Genomic DNA, 13,537 nt, shown 5'->3' with positions numbered 1-13,537 from the left:
TGTCACTCTTCTATGCTTCCGCCTAACTTCTGAATCAATTCGCGCGCACCTTTGGTTACACGTAACCCCTTCAGCTTTAATGGCTTATCAATATCGCCGGATAGGATTACTTTAACGCTGCAAATTGATTTTCTAATTAGACCTGCATCTTTTAAGGTTTCCAGCGTAATTATCTCTTTGTCCAACTTTACAAGCTCACCCAGGCCTACTTCGTCTACAGTCTTGCTGACACGGGATTTAAAACCAAATTTAGGCAAACGTCTTTGAATAGGCATCTGACCGCCTTCAAAATTAATCTTATGATATCCGCCTGCTCTTGATTTTTGGCCTTTATGACCTCTTCCGCTTGTTTTACCTAATCCAGAACCAATGCCTCTTCCGACTCTTCTTCGAGCAGCACGTGATCCATCGTCAGGAGATAAATTATTTAAATTCATTCTGATTTCTCCTCAACTCTAACCATATACTGTATTTGATTAACTAAACCTCGAATTTCTGGTACATCATTATGAGTGACTTCAGAATTCACTTTTTTAAGGCCTAACTGTTTTGCTATTGCAATGTGCTTTGGTTGCCGTCCGATTAGGCTTTTAACCAATTTTATACATATTTTACTCATATCAACCTGCCGTAATCTCTGCTACTGTTTTACCGCGTTTAGCCGCGACATAATCAGGTGTGCCAATGCTGGTCAGCGCACCAATGGTAGCTCGCACAATATTACTCGGGTTTGTTGACCCAATGCTTTTTGCCAAAATATTTTGGACGCCTAAAACCTCAAGAACAGCTCTCATTGCTCCACCAGCAATAATACCTGTTCCCTCACTGGCAGGCTTCATGAATACTTTTGAGGCACCATAGTTATATGTAATCTCATGATGTATGGTATTTCCAGCCAATGGGACATAAACCATATTTTTTCTTGCCTGATCCATTGCTTTTTGTATGGCAATTGGCACTTCACGGGCTTTGCCCCGCCCATATCCGACCTTACCTTTACCATCGCCAATGACAACAAGTACGGCAAAACCAAATACTCGCCCACCTTTTACTACTTTGGCGGTTCTGGTTACAGAAACAAGCTTTTCCTGGTAACCATCATTTTTTGTAGATTCATCTAATGCCATATCTGTTCCTTAAAATTCCAAGCCAGCTTCTCGCGCACCATCTGCTATGGCTTTAACGCGACCATGATAGAGGTATCCAGATCGGTCAAAAGCAACCTGGCTGATATTCTTAGCTTTTGCACGCTCTGCCAAGCTCTTGCCAACTTGCATTGCTTGTTCAGTTTTGCTGCCTTCAACTTTAGTTCGCAAATCTTTGTCCAACGTTGAACAGGATGCAACCACCACATCACCTTGTTCTCCTGCAGTAACGATTTGTGCATATATATGCTTAGAGCTTCTATATACAACCATTCTTGGCAAGCCTGATTTTCGAATAATAGCTTTAGCTTTTGCTCCTCGCCTGCTTCGAGCAATATATTTATTCATGTTCAACACCTTATTTCTTTTTCGCTTCTTTACGGGCTATAACCTCGCCAGCATATTTTACACCCTTGCCCTTATACGGCTCTGGCTCGCGGAAAGCCCTTATTTCTGATGCAACCTGGCCTAAAAGTTGCTTATCCATGCTTTTTAAAACAATTGAAGTTGCGCTGGGAGTTTCGGCCGTGACTCCTTCCGGCAGGTTATATTCAATTGGGTGTGAATACCCCAGTGATAAGGTTATGCTCTTGCCTTTACTCTGGGCTCGATAACCTACGCCAACGAGTTCTAAAGTTTTTTGAAATCCTTCGGTAACGCCTTGAATCATATTGCGCACCAGTGCTCGGGCTGTTCCTGCCTGCGCCCATCCTTCCTGAGTATCATTCTTGGGCTTAAAATGCAACTGCTTGTTCACGTCTCCTGATTGCGTGATTTGCACCAGGCGATTATGATGCTCAGTCAATTTGCCCTTTGGTCCTTTTATCGTGAACACCCCTTTCTCTAAAGAGAAATCTACATTGCTGGGTAAAAGAACCGGAGCTTTAGCTACTCTAGACATATTAATCCTCTTTATTACTACGCCACTTCACAGATAACTTCCCCACCAATGCCTTGATTTTTGGCCATAACATGTGTCATCACTCCCTTAGAAGTCGACAAAATGGCAATTCCAAACCCTGGCACTGGGGTGAGTTCTTTAGCAGCCTTATAAATCCTCAACCCAGGTTTGCTTATACGCTTGATGTGCCCGATAACCGGCCTGCCTTTATAATACTTAAGCTGGATTGTGATTTCTTTTATGTTGTTGCTTGATGACTTTATCTGATAGTCACTGATATAACCTTCATCTTTTAATACGCTTGCAATAGCTTCTTTCAAATTAGATGAGCTGAGCGTAACTTGCTGATGACCAGCTTGCTGGCCATTTCTAATTCTGGTCAGCATATCAGCAATAGGATCATGCATACTCACTGTTATTCTCCAAATAATTAATCAATTACCAGCTGGATTTTCTACCGCCGGTCACATTGCCATTCATTAATTGTTGCCGCAAACAAATTCTGCACAATTGAAACTTTCGGTAAACTGCATGTGGCCTTCCACATTGTTTGCAGCGCGTAGTATGGCGTACAGGATTAGAATTCAATGGTAATTTTGCCAGCTTGGCTTGTGCTTCCATGATTTCATCATAATTAGTTGACGACTTGATGATATTCTTTAGCTCAGCTCTGCGGTTGCGGTACTTGTTAACCAAATGTTCTTTCTTGGTTCCTCTTGCAATCATTGATTTTTTAGCCACTTTATTACCCTTCTATTTTTTGTCGCGATCTTTTAATGGAAAATTAAAAGCTTCCAGCAATGCTTTTGCTTCTTCGTCAGTCTTAGCGCTTGTAGTAATACAGATATCTAGCCCACGTATTGTATCAATTTTATCAAAATCAATTTCTGGGAAAACAATCTGCTCATGCAAACCCATGCTGTAATTACCTGTTCCATCAAATGATTTTGGATTTAATCCACGAAAATCACGGACACGAGGCAAAGCTACTGATATCAAACGATCTAAAAATTCATACATACGATCGCCGCGCAATGTTACCTTGCAACCGATTGGCCACCCTTCACGGATTTTAAAACCAGCAATCGATTTTCTCGCAACTGTGACAACGGGTTTTTGCCCTGAGATACGCGTCAGATCATCCATTGCTGAATTCATAACCTTTTTGTCACCAACTGCCTCTCCTACACCCATATTCAGTGTAATCTTTTTAATGCGCGGCACTTGCATAACACTTTTATACTTAAACTTAGTCATCAAGTTATTGATTACTTCTTTATTATAAAATTCTTTTAATCTAGCCATTTCGTCACCTAATTAAACAAGGTCTACAAGTTCATTGTTAGATTTAAAATACCTTGCCTTGTATTGATTGCCATCTTTTTCAATCAACCTGAAGCCTACTCTATCCGCTTTCTTAGTTGCCGGATTATATAAAGCCACATTTGAAACATGGATTGGGGCTTCTTTGTCAACAATCCCTCCAGGCTGGTTTGCCTGGGGATTAGGCTTTACATGCTTCTTAACTAGATTGGCACCCTCAACAACGACTTGATCATCGGTTACTCGCAACACCTTGCCAATGTGATTTTTGCTTTTTCCAGCTATTACGATGACAGTATCGTCTTTTCTTATACGCTTCATAATCAATCCTTCTTACAACACTTCTGCAGCAAGAGAAATAATTTTCATAAATTTTTCTCTAAGCTCGCGGGTAACTGGGCCAAATATTCGTGTACCAATTGGCTCATATTGGTTGTTTAGCAGTACAGCAGCATTACCATCAAAGCGGATCAAAGATCCATCGTCTCTACGCACGCCTTGGCTTGTTCGCACGACAACTGCATTCATAACAGCCCCTTTTTTTACTTTGCTGCGTGGTATTGCTTCTTTAACACTCACTTTAATCACATCGCCAACACGTGCATAACGCCTATGAGAGCCGCCAAGCACTTTGATACACATTACTTTGCGCGCGCCACTATTATCAGCAACGTCTAGCACGGTCTGCATTTGTATCATTCTATTCTCCAGCTTTCTAATTTCAACCAGAAAAAGGCTGCTGATTATAGCAGCCCGTTTGGTTTTATAAAAGTAATCTATTAGGTATTATCAAGAAATAACTTCAATTAGCTTCCAAGCCTTTGTTTTTGATATAGGCCTTGTCTCTTGAATTTTTACAATATTGCCAATCTTACAAACTTCATTTTCATCGTGCGCATGCAGCTTTGTTCTTCGCTTCATAATCTTTCCATATTTAGGATGCTTAACTGCGCGCTCAACTAGAACAACGATTGTTTTATTCATCTTATCACTGACAACCTTTCCAATGATGGTTCTGGCATTGGTTTCTTTCATCTTAATGTCCTGCCTTTTCAGTCATAATCGTTTTAATTCTTGCAATAGACTTTCTTACTTCGGCTACTTTATGCGTTTTATCTAATGCGCCGCTGGCCTTTTGCAAACGATGGTTTAGTTGTTCTTTGCGCAAAGAGATTAGCTCTTTTTGTAACTCATCCAGAGATTTTTTTCTCAATTCATCAGCTTTGTTCATCACATCACCTTACGCTCTTCAAATATCACCTTAAATGGAAGTTTTGCCTTGGCCAAATTGAATGCCTCCATAGCCAACTCTTTGCTTACCCCTTCCATTTCAAATAAAATTTTTCCTGGTTGTATCTGTGCAACCCAGTATTCTACGTTTCCTTTACCTTTACCCTGACGCACTTCCAGTGGTTTTTGCGTAATTGGCTTATCGGGAAACACGCGAATCCATATTTTGCCGCCTCGCTTGATGTGGCGAGTCATTGCTCGACGTGCTGCTTCTATTTGGCGCGCTGTTAGCCGGCCTCTTTCAATAGCCTTTAATCCAAATTCGCCGAAACTGACCTTTGAACCTCTCAAGGCCAGACCTCTGTTTCGACCCTTCATCTGCTTTCGGTATTTTGTTCGTTTTGGCTGTAACATTTTAAAAAATCCTCACTTACTGGCTACTTTCAGCAATTCTAGTCTTTTGAGCAACTGTCTCGCCCTTGAAGATCCAAACTTTCACACCGATAATGCCGTAAGTAGTTTTTGACTGCGCTGTTCCATAATCTATATCTGCCCTAAAAGTATGAAGAGGTACGCGCCCTTCTCTATACCATTCGCTTCGGGCAATTTCAGCACCACCCAACCTGCCGCTGACACAAATTTTGATCCCTTTAGCACCAGCTTTCAATGCTGATGTAACTGCACGCTTCATTGCTCTTCGAAACATGACGCGCTGCTCTAGTTGCTGTGCTATATTTTCTGCAACCAAAGTTGCATCAAGCTCTGGTTTTCGAACTTCTTCAATGTTGAGATGGACAGGAATACCAAGCTTTTCTGAAATTTCAGATCTGAGCGATTCTATGCCGCCGCCTTTCTTACCAATAAGCACGCCAGGCCGTGCGCTATGTATTGTCACTACAGCGTTATTAGCAGGCCGCTCTATTAGAATTTTGCTCACTGCTGCAGCAGATAGCCGCTTTTTTAGTTCTTTACGAATATTAATATCTTCGTTTAATAGCTGAGCATAATTTTTGCTGGCATACCATTTGGAATTCCAATCTTTAATAATTCCTAATCTTATGCCTATTGGGTTTACTTTTTGTCCCATTTTTATTCCTCATCCGATACTTTAATGGTGATATGGCATGTTCGTTTGCTGATACGGTTTGCACGACCTTTTGCACGCGCACGAATTCTTTTGAGAGTCATGGCTTCATCCACGCACACCATACCTACCTTTAATTCATCAATGTCAGCACCATTATTGTTTTCGGCATTCGCTATCGCTGACTCTAATACCTTCAGCATTAATTGAGCACCTTTTTTAGGTGTAAATTTTAACACTTCTACTGCATTAGATACATCCATATTGCGTATCAAATCTGCAACAAGTCTACCTTTCTGCGCAGATAGAGGTGCGTTTTTAAGTTTTGCTATTACTTCCATCTTCGCTCCTTATTTACTTTTTGGCCTTTCTATCGCCAGCATGACCCTTAAATGTTCTGGTCATAGCAAATTCGCCCAATTTATGACCAACCATGTTGTCGGTTATAAACACCGGCACGTGGTCACGACCGTTATGGACGGCAATTGTTAAATCAATCATTTCCGGTATAATAGTTGATCGTCTTGACCATGTTTTAATAGGTTTTTTAGACTTGGCTTTCGCTGCTTCTTCTACTTTAGCGAGCAGATGATAATCAACAAATGGACCTTTTCTAATAGATCGTGCCACTTTAATTTCCTCATAACTAATTATTTATTTTTGCGACCACGTACAATATATTTACTGGTACGCTTATTCCTTCTGGTTTTATAACCTTTTGTAGGAATTCCCCAGGGAGTTACAGGATGCCGTCCCCCAGATGTCTTACCCTCACCACCTCCGTGCGGATGATCAACAGGGTTCATTGCGACCCCTCTCACGGTTGGCCTTTTACCTCTCCACCTTGAAGCGCCTGCCTTGCCTAAAGCTCTTAAATTGTGCTCGCTATTACTGACTTCTCCGACAGTAGCCCGGCATGCCGACAATACTTTTCGCATTTCCCCTGATCTTAGCTTCAAGGTACTATAAGCGCCTTCTTTGGCGACAATCTGTCCGCTGCAACCGGCACTTCTTAATAATTGTGCTCCGCAACCTGGCTTTAACTCAACACAGTGGACTGTTGTTCCAACAGGTATATTTTTTAGAGGAAGGGCATTGCCTGTGCTAATTGGAGCGTCATCGCCACTAACAACAGTATCATTGAGAGCTAAACCTGCAGGTGCAATGATATATCGTCTTTCGCCATCTTTATATACAATTAATGCAATTAAAGCAGAGCGATTAGGATCATACTCAATTCGTTCAACTCTGGCTTCAATACCATCCTTATTACGCTTAAAGTCTATGTGCCTGTATTGAACTCTTGTACCGCCGCCTATATGTCTTACCGTAATTCGCCCTTGATTGTTTCTTCCGCCTGTTTTCTTGACGGTTGATATCAGACCAGGAAAAGGGTCACCTTTGTATACGTCGTGACGAACACGTATTTCACCGCGCTTTCCAGGAGATGTTGGTTTGGATTTTATTAGTGCCATCTTAATTGCCTTCTTACTCAGTCACTGTGAAATCAATATCAAATCCAGGCATTAAGGATACGTAAGCCTTTTTCCAGTCCTTACGCTTTCCTTGCATCTGTCGAAAACGCTTATTTTTGCCTTTCACATTAACGACAGAAACTTCTTTTACCTTTACATTAAATACCTGTTCCACAGCTTGTTTAATCTCATTTTTGGATGCAGATTTTAACACTTTAAACGTAAATTGTTTAAACTTATCCGCCAAAATAGTAGTCTTTTCTGACGTGTGTGGCTCACGCAGGGTCATCAGGATTCTTTCAGAATTCATTGCAACTGCTCCTCTAACTTTTTGATGGCTTCTTCGGTCATCAAAATGTTTTTAAATTTCAGCAGACATACAGGATCCAACCCGGCAACATCACTAACATCATAATTGATCAAGTTGCGAGAAGATAAATACTCATGTTCACCCACTTCATTCAAAACGACAAGCGCGTTTTCGAGATTCAATTCTTTCATTTTGGCCATGAAATCTTTGGTCTTATGAGTAGAACACTGAAAATCGCTGACTACCAGCAAAGAACCTCTGCGCTGCATTTCAGAAAGAATGCTTCTCATTGCCCTCTTGTACATTTTACGATTAATTTTTTGTGAGTAATCGCGTTTTTTTGAAGCGAATGTAACACCGCCTGTACGCCATAATGGGCTTCTAATGGTACCTGCACGAGCTCTGCCTGTCCCTTTTTGATTCCATGGTTTTTTCCCGCCTCCACTGACTTCGGAACGGCTTTTTTGCGCGCTGTTGCCACTGCGAGCGTTATTTAAAAACGTGGTAACAGCCTGATGAACCAAGCCTTCGTTATAGTGATAGGCGAATATATCATCACTCACTTCGATTTTTAGGTTTGTATCTTTAGTGACCAACTGCATGACTAGCCCCTTTCTCTTTTCTTAATTGCAGGCTTTATTTCTACTCTGGCTCCGGGAGCGCCGGGAATTGCACCTTTAATTAACAACAAATGTCTATCACCATCAACCCTTACCAGCTCTAAGGATTGAACTGTGCATCGCTTATTTCCCATTTGGCCTGCCATTTTTTTCCCTTTAAAAACTCGGCCTGGAGTTTGGTTTTGCCCTATAGATCCAGGTACTCGATGAGACAGAGAGTTACCATGCGTTGCATCCTGAGTTCTGAAGTTATGTCTTTTAACCGTACCAGCAAAGCCCTTTCCTTTAGAGATTGCGGATACATCGACATACTGGCCGCTACTAAACACATCCGTGAGTGATATTTCTTGCCCAAGCTCGTACTGCTCTCCTTCGTCCAGGATAAACTCGCATAGCATATCACCGGCTTCAATGTTGGCTTTTGCGAAATGGCCGCTTAAAGATTTGCTTAAGCGACTTGGTTTTTTACTGCCTGCAGTTAGTTGTAATGCAGTATATCCATCTGTTTGCAAAGTTTTAATTTGTGAAACGCGATTTGGCTTTACTTCTACTACAGTTACAGGCACAGAAGCACCTGCATCTGTAAATACTCGCGTCATTCCGATTTTACGGCCTAATAAACCGATTGTCATGGCAACACCTCTTTTTCAGTCCTATGCCCTCTTTTCAACTAATCATCTAAGCTGATTTGCACATCTACGCCAGCTGCCAGATCTAGCTTCATTAGAGCATCAACCGTTTTCTCAGTTGGGTTTACGATCACTACTAACCGCATATGTGTTCTTAGCTCATACTGATCACGCGCATCTTTGTTTACGTGAGGAGAGGTAAGTACAGTAAATTTTTCCTTCCTCATTGGCAAAGGAATGGGCCCACGAATTTGTGCTCCAGTTCTCTTGGCCGTATCGACTATTTCACGTGTTGATGCATCTATCATCCGATGATCAAATGATTTCAGACGAATTTTTATATTTTGATTATTACTCATATTTTTTACTCTATGATTTTAGCGACCACGCCTGCGCCGACAGTACGGCCACCCTCTCTAATTGCAAACCGCAGTCCTTCGTCCATCGCGATAGGAGCATGCAGGCTTACAGTCATTTGCACGTTATCGCCTGGCATTACCATTTCTGTCCCTTCCGGCAAATCACATGTCCCTGTTACATCTGTGGTTCTAAAATAGAACTGGGGTCGGTATCCGTTAAAAAACGGGGTATGGCGGCCGCCCTCATCCTTGGACAGAACATATACTTCCGCCTGGAATTTTGTATGCGGCTTAATGCTACCAGGCTTGGCCAATACCTGTCCGCGCTCCACTTCATCACGCTTGGTGCCTCGCAACAATACACCTACGTTATCTCCTGCGCGGCCTTCATCCAGAAGCTTGCGAAACATTTCAACACCGGTACAAGTCGTCTTGACCGTATCGCGAAGCCCTACTATCTCAACTTCATCGCCTACCTTGATAATGCCGCTTTCTACGCGTCCGGTTACTACCGTTCCCCTTCCTGATATGGAAAACACATCTTCAATCGGCAGCAGAAAATCCTTATCAATATTGCGTACAGGCTCCGGTATGTAATCATCCATCGTTTCAACTAATTTCTCAATTGAAGGCACACCTATTTCACTTGTATCCCCTTCCAGCGCCTTCAATGCTGAACCAACAATAATCGGTATATCATCTCCAGGGAATTCATAGGAACTCAACAGGTCGCGGACTTCCATCTCTACCAGCTCCAGAAGCTCAGCATCATCCACCATGTCCGCCTTATTCAAATAGACTACTATGTACGGAACTCCAACCTGGCGTGACAGCAGAATGTGTTCCCGGGTCTGCGGCATCGGGCCATCGGCAGCTGACACAACCAATATCGCCCCGTCCATTTGGGCAGCACCTGTAATCATGTTCTTCACATAGTCCGCATGCCCTGGGCAATCTACGTGCGCATAATGCCGCTTCGCTGATTCATATTCAACATGCGCCGTTGATATCGTAATGCCGCGCTCGCGCTCTTCCGGTGCAGAATCAATCTGATCATAAGCCCGTGCTGTGCCACCGTATTTCTTCGCCATAATCGTTGTTATCGCCGCCGTCAGCGTCGTCTTACCATGATCCACATGCCCTATGGTGCCCACATTCACATGTGGTTTCTTACGTTCAAACTTTTCCTTTGCCATCGGAAAATCTCCCCGTTGAATTAATTAAACATCTTATGGTGCCCACAACTGGACTTGAACCAGCGACCTCTTCCTTACCAAGGAAGTGCTCTACCGCCTGAGCTATGTGGGCCATCTTTTGATTTTACTTTGCACAAATCCTAAAAAATATTTAAAAATGGAGCGGGTGATGGGAATCGAACCCACACCATCAGCTTGGAAGGCTGAGGTTCTACCATTGAACTACACCCGCATGCTGCGAACTGCAATTTAACCCTGTATTAGCAGGGTTACCGATTTTTAATATACTTCTAATGTGCATTGACTTACATTCGAAGCAATGCTCATTTGTCCTATAATCAAATTCTGGTGGAGGGGGAAGGATTCGAACCTTCGAAGGCTGTGCCGTCAGATTTACAGTCTGATCCCTTTGACCGCTCGGGAACCCCTCCAAAAAGAACGTCATTTTCTTTCATGAAGCTTCTAAAGTCAATAGCTTTAGCAATGAGGCAGATTCAGATGGTGCTGGCACCAGGAATCGAACCCGGGACCTACTGATTACAAATCAGTTGCTCTACCTGCTGAGCTATGCCAGCAATTCTCGTTTTGTTGAAGCCATTCTATACTCATATAGCTTCTTTATATATCAACCAACAAGCCATTATATGATATTTTAATGGATTATTTACCTTATCCAATCTACTCAGCACAATACTGGCAAAAAAAAGCCCTGGCGATGACCTACTTTCGCATGGGGAGGCCCCACACTATCATCGGCGCTATCAAGTTTCACTGCTGAGTTCGGGATGGGGTCAGGTGGTTCCATGATGCTATGGTCGCCAGGAAAACTGGTTTGGGCTTGAGTTCAAGCCATTGGTAAAGATTGAGGTAACGGCAAGCGTTATCCAAAAAAACTCAGGATATATGGTCAAGACAATCAGCCAATTAGTACGAGTTAGCTTCACACATTACTGCGCTTCCACACCTCGCCTATCAACGTCGTCGTCTTCAACGGGCTTCATGGGAAAACTCATCTTGAGGGGGGCTTCCCGCTTAGATGCTTTCAGCGGTTATCCCGTCCGAACTTAGCTACCCGGCAATGCAACTGGCGTTACAACCGGTACACCAGAGGTTCGTCCACTCCGGTCCTCTCGTACTAGGAGCAGCTCCTCTCAATTTTCCTACGCCCACGGCAGATAGGGACCGAACTGTCTCACGACGTTCTAAACCCAGCTCGCGTACCACTTTAAATGGCGAACAGCCATACCCTTGGGACCTGCTTCAGCCCCAGGATGTGATGAGCCGACATCGAGGTGCCAAACACCGCCGTCGATATGAACTCTTGGGCGGTATCAGCCTGTTATCCCCGGAGTACCTTTTATCCGTTGAGCGATGGCCCTTCCATTCAGAACCACCGGATCACTAAGACCTACTTTCGTACCTGCTCGAGCCGTCACTCTCGCAGTCAAGCACCCTTTTGCCTTTACACTCTTGGTACGATGTCCGACCGTACCGAGGGTACCTTTGTGCTCCTCCGTTACTCTTTGGGAGGAGACCGCCCCAGTCAAACTACCCACCATACACTGTCCTCATCCCAGTTCATGGGACCAAGTTAGAACCTCAACAATCACAGGGTGGTATTTCAAGGTCGGCTCCATGCAAACTGGCGTCTGCACTTCTTAGCCTCCCACCTATCCTACACAGTCATTGTCAAAGTCCAGTGCAAAGCTGTAGTAAAGGTTCACGGGGTCTTTCCGTCTAGCCGCGGGTATACGGCATCTTCACCGCAATTTCAATTTCACTGAGTCTCGGGTGGAGACAGTGTGGCCATCGTTACGCCATTCGTGCAGGTCGGAACTTACCCGACAAGGAATTTCGCTACCTTAGGACCGTTATAGTTACGGCCGCCGTTTACCGGGGCTTCGATCAAGAGCTTCTCCTGCAAGCAGAATAACCCCATCAATTAACCTTCCGGCACCGGGCAGGCGTCACACCCTATACGTCTTCTTACGAATTTGCAGAGTGCTGTGTTTTTAATAAACAGTCGCAGCCACCTGGTCTCTGCGGCCTCCGCCAGCTCATTACGTAAAGCAATTCACCAGCAAAGGCGTACCTTCTCCCGAAGTTACGGTACCATTTTGCCTAGTTCCTTCACCCGAGTTCTCTCAAGCGCCTTAGTATTCTCTACTCGTCTACCTGTGTCGGTTTCCGGTACGGTTCCCTATAAGCTGTCGCTTAGAGGCTTTTCCTGGAAGCTTGGCATCAGTCACTTCTTCAGCATAATCGCCGAATCCACATCACACCTCAGCGTTATCAAAGGGCCGGATTTGCCTAACCCTTCCGCCTGCATGCTTGTACCAGGACTACCAACCCCTGGCTCACCTAGCCTTCTCCGTCCCCCCTTCGCACTTATAGAAAGTTCAGGAATTTTAACCTGATTCCCATCGACTACGCGTCTCCGCCTCGCCTTAGGGGCCGACTCACCCTGCTCCGATTAACGTCGTGCAGGAAACCTTAGACTTCCGGCGAGAAGGTTTTTCACCTTCTTTATCGTTACTCATGTCAGCATTCGCACTTCCGATATCTCCAGCAAACTTCTCAGTTCACCTTCTCAGACCTACAGAACGCTCCCCTACCACTCACACTCTGTGTGAATCCGCAGCTTCGGTGTATGGTTTAGCCCCGTTACATCTTCCGCGCAGGCCGACTCGACCAGTGAGCTATTACGCTTTCTTTAAAGGATGGCTGCTTCTAAGCCAACCTCCTGGCTGTCTATGCCTTCCCACATCGTTTCCCACTTAACCATAACTTTGGGACCTTAGCCGGCGGTCTGGGTTGTTTCCCTCTCCACGACGGACGTTAGCACCCGCCGTGTGTCTCCCGTGATCCAATTAACCAGTATTCGGAGTTTGCATCGGTTTGGTAAGCCATGACAGCCCCCTAGCCGAAACAGTGCTCTACCCCTGGCAATCACTCACAAGGCGCTACCTAAATAGCTTTCGGGGAGAACCAGCTATCTCCGGGCTTGATTAGCCTTTCACTCCTAGCCACACCTCATCCGATAATTTTTCAACATTACCCGGTTCGGACCTCCAGTTGGTGTTACCCAACCTTCATCCTGGACATGGCTAGATCGCCCGGTTTCGGGTCTACTCCCAGCGACTATCGCCCTATTCAGACTCGATTTCTCTACGGCTTCCTTATCCAGTTAACCTCGCCACTGAAAGTAACTCGCTGACCCATTATACAAAAGGTACGCAGTCACCCAACCTAAGTCAGGCTCCCA

Annotated in this window: 22 protein-coding genes, 4 tRNA genes and 2 rRNA genes (1 of these 28 running past the window's edge); all 28 read right to left on the bottom strand. The window is 44.2% G+C overall.

The genetic code is table 11. The annotated features are described in order from the left end of the window. Positions 1-2: 2 nt before the first annotated feature. Positions 3-437, bottom strand: a complete 435-nt coding sequence (gene rplO / locus Llon_RS00940; RefSeq protein WP_058528191.1) for a 50S ribosomal protein L15 — start codon at positions 435-437, stop codon at positions 3-5. Next, positions 434-619: a 50S ribosomal protein L30 gene (rpmD, locus tag Llon_RS00935; protein ID WP_058528190.1), complete on the bottom strand. Its 186-nt coding sequence runs from the start codon at positions 617-619 to the stop codon at positions 434-436. The genes rplO and rpmD overlap by 4 nt, the downstream gene beginning before the upstream one ends. 1 nt (position 620) lies before the next feature. Next, positions 621-1,127 (bottom strand): 30S ribosomal protein S5, encoded by a 507-nt coding sequence (gene rpsE / locus Llon_RS00930; protein WP_058528189.1) that lies wholly within the window; start codon positions 1,125-1,127, stop codon positions 621-623. 9 nt (positions 1,128-1,136) lie between these two features. Next, positions 1,137-1,493 carry a 50S ribosomal protein L18 gene (gene rplR / locus Llon_RS00925; protein ID WP_058528188.1) on the bottom strand — a complete coding sequence of 119 codons (357 nt, stop codon included), beginning with the start codon at positions 1,491-1,493 and terminating at the stop codon, positions 1,137-1,139. Between the two features lie 10 nt (positions 1,494-1,503). Further along, on the bottom strand, positions 1,504-2,046 hold the full coding sequence (gene rplF, locus Llon_RS00920) for a 50S ribosomal protein L6 (protein ID WP_058528187.1): 543 nt from the start codon (positions 2,044-2,046) through the stop codon (positions 1,504-1,506). Positions 2,047-2,063: 17 nt separating this feature from the next. Next, a complete protein-coding gene (rpsH, locus tag Llon_RS00915) occupies positions 2,064-2,453 on the bottom strand; it encodes a 30S ribosomal protein S8 (protein WP_115336896.1) in 390 nt (129 codons plus the stop codon). A gap of 31 nt (positions 2,454-2,484) precedes the next feature. Beyond that, positions 2,485-2,787: a 30S ribosomal protein S14 gene (gene rpsN / locus Llon_RS00910; RefSeq protein ID WP_058528185.1), complete on the bottom strand. Its 303-nt coding sequence runs from the start codon at positions 2,785-2,787 to the stop codon at positions 2,485-2,487. A 12-nt stretch (positions 2,788-2,799) separates the two neighbouring features. Further along, complete coding sequence (rplE, locus tag Llon_RS00905) at positions 2,800-3,351, bottom strand: 50S ribosomal protein L5 (RefSeq protein ID WP_058528184.1); 552 nt, start codon at positions 3,349-3,351, stop codon at positions 2,800-2,802. Between the two features lie 12 nt (positions 3,352-3,363). Further along, entirely contained in the window at positions 3,364-3,690 is a 327-nt protein-coding gene (gene rplX, locus Llon_RS00900; RefSeq protein WP_058528183.1) for a 50S ribosomal protein L24, read from the bottom strand. A gap of 12 nt (positions 3,691-3,702) precedes the next feature. After that, positions 3,703-4,068, bottom strand: a complete 366-nt coding sequence (gene rplN, locus Llon_RS00895; protein ID WP_058528182.1) for a 50S ribosomal protein L14 — start codon at positions 4,066-4,068, stop codon at positions 3,703-3,705. Positions 4,069-4,158: 90 nt separating this feature from the next. Continuing rightward, entirely contained in the window at positions 4,159-4,404 is a 246-nt protein-coding gene (rpsQ, locus tag Llon_RS00890) for a 30S ribosomal protein S17 (protein ID WP_058528181.1), read from the bottom strand. Position 4,405: 1 nt separating this feature from the next. Next, complete coding sequence (rpmC, locus tag Llon_RS00885) at positions 4,406-4,600, bottom strand: 50S ribosomal protein L29 (RefSeq protein ID WP_058528180.1); 195 nt, start codon at positions 4,598-4,600, stop codon at positions 4,406-4,408. Further along, a complete protein-coding gene (rplP, locus tag Llon_RS00880) occupies positions 4,600-5,013 on the bottom strand; it encodes a 50S ribosomal protein L16 (RefSeq protein ID WP_058528179.1) in 414 nt (137 codons plus the stop codon). The genes rpmC and rplP overlap by 1 nt, the downstream gene beginning before the upstream one ends. Before the next feature lie 16 nt (positions 5,014-5,029). Beyond that, positions 5,030-5,686, bottom strand: coding sequence for a 30S ribosomal protein S3 (gene rpsC / locus Llon_RS00875; RefSeq protein ID WP_058528178.1), 657 nt, complete (start codon positions 5,684-5,686; stop codon positions 5,030-5,032). Between the two features lie 2 nt (positions 5,687-5,688). Further along, positions 5,689-6,024, bottom strand: a complete 336-nt coding sequence (rplV, locus tag Llon_RS00870) for a 50S ribosomal protein L22 (RefSeq protein WP_058528177.1) — start codon at positions 6,022-6,024, stop codon at positions 5,689-5,691. A gap of 13 nt (positions 6,025-6,037) precedes the next feature. After that, entirely contained in the window at positions 6,038-6,313 is a 276-nt protein-coding gene (rpsS, locus tag Llon_RS00865) for a 30S ribosomal protein S19 (RefSeq protein WP_058528176.1), read from the bottom strand. Between the two features lie 20 nt (positions 6,314-6,333). Further along, on the bottom strand, positions 6,334-7,158 hold the full coding sequence (gene rplB / locus Llon_RS00860; RefSeq protein WP_058528175.1) for a 50S ribosomal protein L2: 825 nt from the start codon (positions 7,156-7,158) through the stop codon (positions 6,334-6,336). Between the two features lie 13 nt (positions 7,159-7,171). Beyond that, a complete protein-coding gene (gene rplW, locus Llon_RS00855; protein WP_058528174.1) occupies positions 7,172-7,468 on the bottom strand; it encodes a 50S ribosomal protein L23 in 297 nt (98 codons plus the stop codon). After that, positions 7,465-8,070 carry a 50S ribosomal protein L4 gene (gene rplD, locus Llon_RS00850; RefSeq protein WP_058528173.1) on the bottom strand — a complete coding sequence of 202 codons (606 nt, stop codon included), beginning with the start codon at positions 8,068-8,070 and terminating at the stop codon, positions 7,465-7,467. Before rplD ends, rplW begins: the two co-directional genes overlap by 4 nt. 2 nt (positions 8,071-8,072) lie before the next feature. Next, positions 8,073-8,720 carry a 50S ribosomal protein L3 gene (gene rplC / locus Llon_RS00845; protein WP_058528172.1) on the bottom strand — a complete coding sequence of 216 codons (648 nt, stop codon included), beginning with the start codon at positions 8,718-8,720 and terminating at the stop codon, positions 8,073-8,075. 38 nt (positions 8,721-8,758) lie between these two features. Beyond that, positions 8,759-9,076, bottom strand: a complete 318-nt coding sequence (gene rpsJ / locus Llon_RS00840; RefSeq protein WP_058528171.1) for a 30S ribosomal protein S10 — start codon at positions 9,074-9,076, stop codon at positions 8,759-8,761. 5 nt (positions 9,077-9,081) lie between these two features. Beyond that, entirely contained in the window at positions 9,082-10,272 is a 1,191-nt protein-coding gene (gene tuf / locus Llon_RS00835; RefSeq protein ID WP_058528170.1) for an elongation factor Tu, read from the bottom strand. A 36-nt stretch (positions 10,273-10,308) separates the two neighbouring features. After that, a tRNA-Thr gene (locus Llon_RS00830) sits at positions 10,309-10,384 on the bottom strand. A gap of 46 nt (positions 10,385-10,430) precedes the next feature. Further along, positions 10,431-10,504, bottom strand: a tRNA-Gly gene (locus Llon_RS00825). 114 nt (positions 10,505-10,618) lie between these two features. Continuing rightward, positions 10,619-10,703, bottom strand: a tRNA-Tyr gene (locus Llon_RS00820). Positions 10,704-10,771: 68 nt separating this feature from the next. Next, positions 10,772-10,847: transfer RNA gene (locus Llon_RS00815), tRNA-Thr, on the bottom strand. A 132-nt stretch (positions 10,848-10,979) separates the two neighbouring features. Then, positions 10,980-11,095, bottom strand: a 5S ribosomal RNA gene (gene rrf, locus Llon_RS00810). Between the two features lie 80 nt (positions 11,096-11,175). Then, positions 11,176-13,537: ribosomal RNA gene (locus tag Llon_RS00805) — 23S ribosomal RNA — on the bottom strand; it runs 534 nt beyond the window's last position.

Source organism: Legionella londiniensis (assembly GCF_001467825.1).
GTDB classification, from domain to species: Bacteria; Pseudomonadota; Gammaproteobacteria; order Legionellales; family Legionellaceae; genus Legionella_A; species Legionella_A londiniensis.
This window is presented reverse-complemented; position numbering and strand designations above follow the sequence as displayed.

Excerpts from the sequence above, each read along its gene's own strand:
- rplO (WP_058528191.1), bottom strand. The coding sequence starts at position 437 with ATGAATTTAAATAATTTATCTCCTGACGATGGATCACGTGCTGCTCGA.
- rpmD (WP_058528190.1), bottom strand. The coding sequence starts at position 619 with ATGAGTAAAATATGTATAAAATTGGTTAAAAGCCTAATCGGACGGCAA.
- rpsE (WP_058528189.1), bottom strand. The coding sequence starts at position 1,127 with ATGGCATTAGATGAATCTACAAAAAATGATGGTTACCAGGAAAAGCTT.
- rplR (WP_058528188.1), bottom strand. The coding sequence starts at position 1,493 with ATGAATAAATATATTGCTCGAAGCAGGCGAGGAGCAAAAGCTAAAGCT.
- rplF (WP_058528187.1), bottom strand. The coding sequence starts at position 2,046 with ATGTCTAGAGTAGCTAAAGCTCCGGTTCTTTTACCCAGCAATGTAGAT.
- rpsH (WP_115336896.1), bottom strand. The coding sequence starts at position 2,453 with ATGCATGATCCTATTGCTGATATGCTGACCAGAATTAGAAATGGCCAG.
- rplE (WP_058528184.1), bottom strand. The coding sequence starts at position 3,351 with ATGGCTAGATTAAAAGAATTTTATAATAAAGAAGTAATCAATAACTTG.
- rplX (WP_058528183.1), bottom strand. The coding sequence starts at position 3,690 with ATGAAGCGTATAAGAAAAGACGATACTGTCATCGTAATAGCTGGAAAA.
- rplN (WP_058528182.1), bottom strand. The coding sequence starts at position 4,068 with ATGATACAAATGCAGACCGTGCTAGACGTTGCTGATAATAGTGGCGCG.
- rpsQ (WP_058528181.1), bottom strand. The coding sequence starts at position 4,404 with ATGAAAGAAACCAATGCCAGAACCATCATTGGAAAGGTTGTCAGTGAT.
- rpmC (WP_058528180.1), bottom strand. The coding sequence starts at position 4,600 with ATGAACAAAGCTGATGAATTGAGAAAAAAATCTCTGGATGAGTTACAA.
- rplP (WP_058528179.1), bottom strand. The coding sequence starts at position 5,013 with ATGTTACAGCCAAAACGAACAAAATACCGAAAGCAGATGAAGGGTCGA.
- rpsC (WP_058528178.1), bottom strand. The coding sequence starts at position 5,686 with ATGGGACAAAAAGTAAACCCAATAGGCATAAGATTAGGAATTATTAAA.
- rplV (WP_058528177.1), bottom strand. The coding sequence starts at position 6,024 with ATGGAAGTAATAGCAAAACTTAAAAACGCACCTCTATCTGCGCAGAAA.
- rplB (WP_058528175.1), bottom strand. The coding sequence starts at position 7,158 with ATGGCACTAATAAAATCCAAACCAACATCTCCTGGAAAGCGCGGTGAA.
- rplW (WP_058528174.1), bottom strand. The coding sequence starts at position 7,468 with ATGAATTCTGAAAGAATCCTGATGACCCTGCGTGAGCCACACACGTCA.
- rplD (WP_058528173.1), bottom strand. The coding sequence starts at position 8,070 with ATGCAGTTGGTCACTAAAGATACAAACCTAAAAATCGAAGTGAGTGAT.
- rplC (WP_058528172.1), bottom strand. The coding sequence starts at position 8,720 with ATGACAATCGGTTTATTAGGCCGTAAAATCGGAATGACGCGAGTATTT.
- rpsJ (WP_058528171.1), bottom strand. The coding sequence starts at position 9,076 with ATGAGTAATAATCAAAATATAAAAATTCGTCTGAAATCATTTGATCAT.
- tuf (WP_058528170.1), bottom strand. The coding sequence starts at position 10,272 with ATGGCAAAGGAAAAGTTTGAACGTAAGAAACCACATGTGAATGTGGGC.